This is a genomic window from Desulfobacula sp., assembly GCF_021107415.1.
Window position 1 is genome coordinate 1 of sequence record NZ_JAIOSW010000438.1, and the last position, 8,554, is coordinate 8,554.

Genomic DNA, 8,554 nt, shown 5'->3' on the forward strand with positions numbered 1-8,554 from the left:
ACATGAGTGAATACATGGAAAAGCATGCTGTTTCCAGGCTTATCGGGGCTCCTCCCGGGTATGTAGGATTTGAGCAGGGAGGCATTCTTACGGACAGTATCAGGAAACATCCTCACTCGGTTCTGCTGCTGGACGAGATTGAAAAGGCTCATATGGATCTTTTTAATATTCTTTTACAAGTCATGGACTATGCTACCCTGACAGATAACAACGGCAAATCAGCAGATTTTAGAAATGTTATCATCATCATGACATCCAATGCCGGTGCAAGAGAAATGAGTGCCAACGCCATTGGATTTGGCTCCCAGTCAGCGCATGTTGATTCCAAGGGAATGAAAGCCATTGAAAAAGCATTCAGCCCGGAATTTAGAAACCGGCTCGACGGTATTGTCCAGTTTAACCATCTGTCTCCTAAGGTCATGGAAATGATTGTTGATAAAAACATGAAAGAACTTAAATCCATGCTCAAGGTCAAAAAGATTACATTGAGCTATTCTGCTAAAGTTCGATCATTTCTTGCAAAAGAAGGTTATGACCCCAAATTTGGTGCCAGACCGTTGGAAAGACTTATCCAGACAACAATTAAGGATAAGCTTACAGATGAAATTCTTTTTGGTAAACTTGCAAACGGCGGTAAAATTTCAATTGGTCTTAAGAATGATAAGCTTAATTTTATATTTAAGAGCTGAATGCCCCTTTTCCGATTATCAAAAAGATTAGACTTTCCCCCGGCTTGGCTTTCAAGATCTGACGGACTTTTATGTATCGGGGGAGATCTGTCGCCCAAAAGACTTCTACTTGCTTATAAAAATGGAATATTTCCCTGGTTTTCAAAAAACGAACCTTTTCTTTGGTGGTCGCCTGACCCAAGGCTTGTACTCTTTCCCAAAGACATTAATATTTCAAAAAGCCTGAATAAAAAAATAAAAAAAAATCTTTTCAAGGTTACAATGGATAACGCTTTTGAACAAACCATTGTTTCCTGTGCAAGCCCAAGAGAAAAGGAGCATGAAGGAACCTGGCTTGTGGACGAAATGATAGATTCCTATATACAACTTCATAATATGGGATATGCTCATTCCATTGAAACCTGGAGAGGCAACAAGTTAGTCGGTGGATTGTATGGCGTTTGCCTTGGTGGATCTTTTTTCGGTGAATCCATGTTTTCCTTTGAAAGTGATGCATCCAAAATCGCTCTGGTCGCTCTTGCAAACCATTTAAAAAAGCAGGGCTTTGATCTGATTGACTGTCAAGTGAGGACAACTCACCTTCTCAGAATGGGAGCTTGCGAGATCTCCAGAAATTCTTTCCTTGATATCATCAACAAATCTGCGAAAAGAAAAGATATCAAAGATATTTGGGACCCGAATATCAATCTGAAAGTCATCATATGAACTGGTGGAGCCAAATACCTTACAAAATCAGCCCGTATTTGATTCAAATCAATGGCTTTGGAATCCGATATTACAGTTTGATGTATCTTCTTGCCTTTGTGACCGTATACTTTTTAATAAGATACAGGCTTAAGACTGAAAAATTTGACATAGATATGAACCTTATAGATGATTTTATCGTATGGGCCGCCATGGGGGTTCTTCTCGGCGGACGACTTGGATATGTCCTGTTTTATGATTTTCAATATTACATCCTTCATCCGTTAAACATTTTCCTGCCCTTTGATTTTTATAATGGATTCACATTTACAGGCATTTCCGGAATGTCCTATCATGGTGGGCTTTTAGGTGTTATTGTTGCTGTTTATTTTTTTTGCAGAAAAAACAATGTCGATATATGGGAATTTTCAGATCTTGTGTGCCCTGCAATACCTTTGGGATACACCTTTGGAAGGCTTGGCAATTTTCTTAATTCCGAACTCTTCGGGAAGGCGACGACCCTGCCCTGGGGTATGATTTTCCCAACTGATCCAACCCACACGTTAAGGCATCCTTCCCAGCTTTATGAAGCTTTCTTTGAAGGGATTGTTCTCTTTGTTATCTTATGGATGCTCCGTAGAAAAAAAGCTTTCAGGCACCTTATGTTCAGTTTATATTTACTTGGATATGGGTTGGTAAGATTTGTTATTGAATATGTGCGCAAACCCGATGATCATCTGAATTACATCTGGTATGGTTTTACCATGGGGCAGATCTTATGTCTCATTATGGTATTGGCTGGAGTTTCTCTTCTGTTAAAAATAAAACAAAAAAATTGATTTTATTTTTTAAAACTGTACAGGTAATGCAAAATACTTGACAAAAAAAGCTCAGGCCTCATTATGTTGAATATTATATAAAAACTATGAGGAGCAAATAATATGCTTTTAAAATTATTTTTATGTTTTACCCTGATTCCTGTCATTGAACTTTACCTGTTAATAAAAATCGGAACTGTCCTTGGAGGCCTCAATACAATACTGCTGGTTATTCTGACAGGATTTTTAGGGGCCTGGCTTGCCAGACTGGAAGGCATGAATACCATGATGAAGCTTAGAACAAACTTGAGCCAGGGACTTATGCCGGCGGAAGAATTAATTGATGCCGTCATTATATTTATTGCAGGCGTTGTATTAATCACACCCGGACTGATCACAGATGTTTTCGGACTCCTCTTGTTATGGCCTTTGACACGGAATAAATTTAAACGAATGTTAAGAAAAAAATTCGACGAAATGCAATTACAGAGCAATATTAATATTACACGTTTTCATTAATTTTGAGTGGACTGCTTATGTTTATAGATCTGATTGAAGATAGAAGAAGTATAAGAAAATTCAAAAATAAACCCGTTGAAAAAGAAAAAATAAACTCACTTATTGAAGCTGCCTTAAGATCACCTTCTTCAAGAGGTATTAATCCCTGGCGATTTATTATTATTGAAGACACAGATATTCTTGAAAAGCTTTCCAAAGCCAAACCCCATGGTGCGGCCTTTTTAAAAGGAGCTCCCCTTGGAATCGTAGTCTGCGGTGACATATCCGAAAGTGATGTCTGGATTGAAGATGCATCTATTGCTTCTATCTTTATCCATCTGGCAGCTCATGATATAGGGCTTGGCAGTTGCTGGATACAAATTAGGAAAAGAGAATATAATCCTGCTAAAACTTCCGATACTTATGTTAAAGAACTTTTAAAGATACCCGATAATATAATGATTGAATCAATCATTGCTATAGGATATCCTGATGAGGTGAAAAAAAATCACACAAGAGATGCTTTACAATTCCATAAAGTTTCTTTTAATACATATAGTATGAAGGATGCATGGAGATAAAAACCCAAATTCTAAAAATGATCCAGAAAAAGGATAGTGATCTGCCGACTCTCCCGGTTGTTGTTGATAGAATCATCAGTGTTGCCTCAGATGAAAAAACGACCACAGAAGAACTCGCACAGGTTATATCCTATGACCAGGGAATGACAAATAAATTATTAAAACTTTCCAACTCCATTTACTATGCACAAAAAACAAAAGTTGAAACCATAAAAAGAGCCATTACTATTATCGGGTTTGATGAAATCATCGGTATTGCTCTTGGCATGGGAATCCTATCCTCTTTTACAGACAAATCGAGCTTAAGCCTTGATATGAAAGCCTTATGGATACACGGTATCGGTGTAGCCACAGCTTCCAAAGAACTTGCAAAAAGGACAAACCCTGGAATAGCAAATAAAATTTTTATTCCTGCACTTCTCCATGATATGGGGAAGGTAATCTATTCAATCTATTTTAGAGATGAATACATGAAAGTCAGACAACTTGCCACGGAAAAAAAAAAGCCTTTGTATTTTGCTGAAAATGCTGTCTTTAAATTGGATCATGCCATACTTTCAGCCCTTTTGATGAAACGATGGAATTTTCCCCAATCCATTGTTCTGCCCTGCAGGTTCCATCATAATCCTGAATCCGCTCCCATTAAATTCAGACATCAATCTTTAATTATTAATCTTGCAGATTATCTGACACAAAAGGCCGGGATCGGTCATAGCGGGAATCCGGTGCCGGTTACTATTAAAAATTCTCCCAAAAAAATCGGTGTTAATCAATCCATATTAAAACTGACCATTGATCAATTAAAACGAAAAGAAGGCGAAATAAAAGAGTTTTTTAATATTACAACAGAAGTGTAACCCGGTTTAGATATCCTTAAAGTTTCTTTCTCCGGAAGACTGTTTGCATGCTTTGGCAAACGCATCAAGGCTTTCTTCAAAGGCTTCAAATTCTATTGTTCCGCCGACCTGGATAAGGTCATCCCCTCTTTGTTCAAATGCAGTCAATACATCGGAAATTGTAAGGCACTCTATATCTGAAGCCGGAACATACCCAATGCTGTCTGGTCCGTTCACCTGTAAAAGAATACGACATTCGATGAGTTTTGCCAATAATACTTTAACGATTTTTAATGGAATTTTTATCTGGGTAGCGATATCAATATCCAAAGCAGGTATTGCTTTGTTTGCGAATCGTTTTACACACAGGTGAACGATTTGCAAAGCAATCAATTTCTTAAACCGGATACTGACTTTGTCATAATCAATGTCCCGTGTTTCAAGTTCTTCGGTATTTTCCCAGGAAAATGCCACTTCCGCTCCAAATAAAACAATTGCCCAAGAGGCCTGCAACCAGATTAAAAATAGAGGCAGGGCCGCAAAACTGCCGTAAATTGCATTATAACTGGAAACACCCACCTGGAATTTCAGATAGGTTATTTGAACCACTTGAAACAGGGTTCCTGCAATCATACCCCCGGCCAAAGCCGCTTTAATATCTATCTTCTTATTTGGAATAAAAATATAAAAAAAGATGAATAACATCCAAATGGTAAAAAATGGAAAAATATTAAATCCCAATGAAACTAAATTTTCAATATTTCCGGGAAGCTTAATAGAGGATAAAAATTTGGTAAGATATGCCGTAATAAAAATATTGGCACTACTTGAAAAAATGACCAAAATACCGGCTGTGATTGAAATGGCAATGTAATCTGTAAATTTTCTAATCAATGAGCGGTCATCATTTACACACCAGATCTTATTAAATGCATTTTCTATATGTCCGATGAGCTTTATTAGAGAATAAAAAAGCAGGATGACACCAAAAACAGCCATTAATCCGCCTTTTGTTCTTTCAAGAAGGTTGGTCGAAAAGGCAAGAACATTCTGGATCACCTCTTCTTGTCCTGCAAACAATTCAAGGACCTGTTTTTCCAAAATTTCTTTGAACCCGAACCCTTTTGCAATACCGAATGCCATGGCCATTATAGGAACGATTGACAACAGCGTAAATAATGTCAAAGACGACGCTCGAAGATCACACCGATCTTTTTTAAATCCTTTTATGGCAAAAACAACAACCTTTTTGAACTTGTGAAATTTAAGTGAAATGACTTTTTGAAAATGATTCATTGCCTTTCTATTCCAATGTTGAAAACCATTGTTTTAATCTTTTAAGTCCTTCTTTTGTAGAAACCTTAGGAGAATAGCCCAAATCTTTTTTTGCCTTTGAGATATTAAACCAATGAGATGTGGCAGCCTCTTTTGCTGCAAACCGGGTTATTGGCGGTTCTTTTTTAACACTGAAAAGCTTATAAGCAAACTCAAAAATTGATCCCGCAATATAGGCTGTTTTTGCAGAAACATGTCCTTTTATCGGTGGTAAGCCTGCAGCACCCAAAAAGGCATCGGCCATTTCCCATTTTGATACAGGGTCATCCTGGCTGACAAAATATATATTCCCAGATAATAAAGGATTTTCTATAAGCTTTTGAAAGGCGAGAATATGCACATCCGCGGCATTATCAACATAGATTGTATCCACCAGGTCATCCTTTCGCCCTACCCGTTTCAATTTATTGGCTCTTTTGATAATTCCCGGTACCATGTGGTTATCTTCCGGGCCCCAAATCAGGTGCGGCCGAAGGATGATGGTTTTTAACCCTTTGTTTGCAGCATTTCTAACTAATTTTTCAGCCATGGCCTTGGTTTCCGGATATGGTGCCAGATATTTTTCCGGATATGGAACGCTTTCATCAACATTTTCCATATCATTTTCATCAAATATAACACTGGGAGAACTGGTATATATCATTTGTTTAATGTTATTCTTAAGACATGCAAAAATCACATTTTTTGTCCCTGTCACATTTACCTTGAAAAATTCTTCAAAGGGCCCCCAGATTCCAGGTTTTGCCGCCACATGAAATACGGCATCAATGCTTTTAAAGGCCTTTACAACAGCATTTTTATCTGCCAGATCCCCTTGGATCTGTATAACCCCCAAGTTTTCAAGATCAGGATAAAAATTTCTTGAAAAAGAAGTGACTGACAGATTTCTCTTAACAAGTTTTTTAACAATCGCTTTACCTAAAAACCCGCCGCCCCCTGTAACCAGCACATTTTTTATTTCCATTCTCCACCCTTTTTCATTGGCCATTGCTGCAATTATACCAATAATAATATCATATTAAATGGATACACAACAAAATATTTTCCATGATTAGAAATCACCAGGCTAAAAATCAAGTCTCTGTCCGATATTATTTTCCACAGCCATCTGATAAATGGCAGAGGATACGGTTAAATCGAACAAGGCCATCCCAACTGATTTGAAGAAAATAGTTTTATTTTTTAAATATGTATTTTCTTCAAGTAATCCGGCAAATTCTTTTATCTTGTCCTTTGTGATAAGATGATTTTTTAAAGGCCCCGCAATATCACCGGATTCTTTGGCAGCAAACAGGGTATCAACAAAGACATCATCTGCAGTTTCAATCACGGTATTTGGAAACTCCTGCATATCGGGTCGAAATGAACCGATTGAGATAAATGTTTTCCCCATAATACCATCACAAGTTGCTTCAAACAAAGGCTTTTTGGTCGTCGTTGCTGCAATAATCACACTGGAATTTTCAACCAGATGATTTGGATGATCCACTATCACATATTCAATATTCGGGTATTCTTTTTTCAGGGTATTGCTCATACTTATTGCAAATTCTTTGTTCAAATCAAAAATATAAAGAATTTTTATCATCTTACGATTAAACAAAAGATATCGAGCCTGGCTAAGCCCTTGTACCCCGGCGCCCAAAACACCGGCAGTCCTCACAGCTTCAGAGGTCAAAAATTTAACCCCTAACCCCCCGACAGCACCTGTTCTCTGGGCGGTAATTGCTGCACCGTCCATAATGGCCAAAGGTTTTCCTGAAATATTATCAGAAAGGATCATCACTCCATTCACTGCCGGTTGTCCATGCTGCTGTGCCTCCGGGAAAACTGAGACTATTTTCGCAGCAAAAAATTTTTCAGAAAAGCATGGCATTAATAAAAGCATATTTTGATTGTCTGCCACATGCATCCTGTCCGGCATATTATACTGTTGACTTAATACAAGTCTGTATGCCTGTTCAACAGCTGCTTGAATTGTATTTTGATCCATCTTTTGAATCTCATATTTATTTAAGAATAACATTACCACCTCTGAATTTAATAATTTTTATATTTTCAATACCATAGCGCCGATAAAATCTCTATCAAAACCAAAAAAATCCATTTTATTTCTCCTGCCGGATATGATAGAAAATAAAATTCGTGGCTATCAACAATTTAAAAAAGTGACTTTTATGACTAAAAACGAAACCGTGTTATGTATTAAAAGGAACCTCTTACCAGAACCATGGGTTCAGCAAAAAAGCATTGTGCCATTGGGACTGGATCTGTTTATTGAAAATTGTTCAGCTGCAGGATTTGAGTTTATTAACCGCTCTATTGCGGAAGAGGATTCCTCCTACAAGCAGATAATACCCTATATTGTACTTCAAACAAACGATTTTAAGAAGACAGCTGTATATAACCGGCAAGGAAGCGAACAACGGCTTCATGACCTTTGGTCCATTGGAATAGGCGGTCATATTAACCCAGTTGACATGGAAGCACAAAACGATTCTTTTAAACAAATCCTGGTTGCCGGTATGGAAAGAGAGTTAAATGAAGAACTTAATCAAAGACCTGAAGACGATCGCCCAAGCTTTATCGGTGTGATCAGCGAAGATATTACAGATGTGGGTAAGGTTCACCTGGGCGCTGTTTTCAGGATACTGACGACGGGTCCTGAGAAATTTTTACCCGGTTCCGAGCTATCTCAATTTACATGGAAAAAAACAAAAAATCTTGAAAAATTGAATATGGAATTATGGTCAAAACTGGCATTGGGGCTCATATCAGATCACTAGTATTCCGTCCCATAAATTTTGATATGATTTTTGGCAATTTAAGTTTTTATGCTACCAGTTCCATATCTTGTTCGACATAATTTTTTAGAGCTGATAATAATAAATTCAATGCCTTTTCAGCTTTCTCTTTTTAAGAGTCTATAGCAAGACAATCTGCTTCGTCTTTCATGTCTTGAATTGAATCTAATCAGATAAAATGTTTTTGGTTCTGTGTAAAAAATCATCACAGTTCTGTAGCTTTTAGCAACATTCGTCAAGACATCCTATCCATAGCCCATTTGAATTTATATCTTCAAAAGTATCAGGCAGTCGTGTAGTAAAAAGTTA

10 protein-coding genes are annotated in these 8,554 nt (G+C 37.4%); 7 read left to right on the top strand and 3 right to left on the bottom strand.

All coding sequences use genetic code 11. From position 1 onward, the window contains the following. From K8S13_RS21895 to K8S13_RS21920, 6 genes are all read left to right on the top strand, one after another. On the top strand, positions 1-689 hold a 689-nt coding region (locus K8S13_RS21895), incomplete at its 5' end, for an AAA family ATPase (protein ID WP_291465851.1). Next, positions 690-1,394: a leucyl/phenylalanyl-tRNA--protein transferase gene (aat, locus tag K8S13_RS21900; protein WP_291465852.1), complete on the top strand. Its 705-nt coding sequence runs from the start codon at positions 690-692 to the stop codon at positions 1,392-1,394. It abuts the gene before it with no gap. After that, positions 1,391-2,212, top strand: a complete 822-nt coding sequence (lgt, locus tag K8S13_RS21905; protein ID WP_291465853.1) for a prolipoprotein diacylglyceryl transferase — start codon at positions 1,391-1,393, stop codon at positions 2,210-2,212. The genes aat and lgt overlap by 4 nt, the downstream gene beginning before the upstream one ends. A 102-nt stretch (positions 2,213-2,314) precedes the next feature. Next, entirely contained in the window at positions 2,315-2,710 is a 396-nt protein-coding gene (locus tag K8S13_RS21910; RefSeq protein ID WP_291465854.1) for an FxsA family protein, read from the top strand. Positions 2,711-2,727: 17 nt separating this feature from the next. Further along, positions 2,728-3,270 (top strand): nitroreductase family protein, encoded by a 543-nt coding sequence (locus K8S13_RS21915; protein WP_291465855.1) that lies wholly within the window; start codon positions 2,728-2,730, stop codon positions 3,268-3,270. Further along, positions 3,261-4,127 (top strand): HDOD domain-containing protein, encoded by an 867-nt coding sequence (locus K8S13_RS21920; RefSeq protein ID WP_291465856.1) that lies wholly within the window; start codon positions 3,261-3,263, stop codon positions 4,125-4,127. The genes K8S13_RS21915 and K8S13_RS21920 overlap by 10 nt, the downstream gene beginning before the upstream one ends. 6 nt (positions 4,128-4,133) lie before the next feature. Here K8S13_RS21920 and K8S13_RS21925 read toward each other — a convergent pair whose 3' ends face one another. The 3 genes from K8S13_RS21925 to K8S13_RS21935 form a co-directional block, all read right to left on the bottom strand. Further along, positions 4,134-5,402, bottom strand: coding sequence for a YihY/virulence factor BrkB family protein (locus K8S13_RS21925; RefSeq protein WP_291465857.1), 1,269 nt, complete (start codon positions 5,400-5,402; stop codon positions 4,134-4,136). 7 nt (positions 5,403-5,409) lie between these two features. Next, the gene (locus K8S13_RS21930; RefSeq protein WP_291465858.1) at positions 5,410-6,405 is read right to left on the bottom strand and encodes an NAD-dependent epimerase/dehydratase family protein; all 996 of its coding nucleotides are present in this window, start codon (positions 6,403-6,405) and stop codon (positions 5,410-5,412) included. A 102-nt stretch (positions 6,406-6,507) separates the two neighbouring features. Next, on the bottom strand, positions 6,508-7,434 hold the full coding sequence (locus K8S13_RS21935; protein WP_291465859.1) for an ornithine cyclodeaminase family protein: 927 nt from the start codon (positions 7,432-7,434) through the stop codon (positions 6,508-6,510). A 184-nt stretch (positions 7,435-7,618) separates the two neighbouring features. Between K8S13_RS21935 and K8S13_RS21940 the strand changes: the two genes are divergently transcribed. Continuing rightward, positions 7,619-8,227 carry a phosphoesterase gene (locus K8S13_RS21940; protein WP_291465860.1) on the top strand — a complete coding sequence of 203 codons (609 nt, stop codon included), beginning with the start codon at positions 7,619-7,621 and terminating at the stop codon, positions 8,225-8,227. Positions 8,228-8,554 lie beyond the last annotated feature (327 nt).

Coding starts and splice junctions, on each gene's coding strand:
- aat (WP_291465852.1), top strand. CDS start 690: ATGCCCCTTTTCCGATTATCAAAAAGATTAGACTTTCCCCCGGCTTGG.
- lgt (WP_291465853.1), top strand. CDS start 1,391: ATGAACTGGTGGAGCCAAATACCTTACAAAATCAGCCCGTATTTGATT.
- K8S13_RS21910 (WP_291465854.1), top strand. CDS start 2,315: ATGCTTTTAAAATTATTTTTATGTTTTACCCTGATTCCTGTCATTGAA.
- K8S13_RS21915 (WP_291465855.1), top strand. CDS start 2,728: ATGTTTATAGATCTGATTGAAGATAGAAGAAGTATAAGAAAATTCAAA.
- K8S13_RS21920 (WP_291465856.1), top strand. CDS start 3,261: ATGGAGATAAAAACCCAAATTCTAAAAATGATCCAGAAAAAGGATAGT.
- K8S13_RS21925 (WP_291465857.1), bottom strand. CDS start 5,402: ATGAATCATTTTCAAAAAGTCATTTCACTTAAATTTCACAAGTTCAAA.
- K8S13_RS21930 (WP_291465858.1), bottom strand. CDS start 6,405: ATGGAAATAAAAAATGTGCTGGTTACAGGGGGCGGCGGGTTTTTAGGT.
- K8S13_RS21935 (WP_291465859.1), bottom strand. CDS start 7,434: ATGGATCAAAATACAATTCAAGCAGCTGTTGAACAGGCATACAGACTT.
- K8S13_RS21940 (WP_291465860.1), top strand. CDS start 7,619: ATGACTAAAAACGAAACCGTGTTATGTATTAAAAGGAACCTCTTACCA.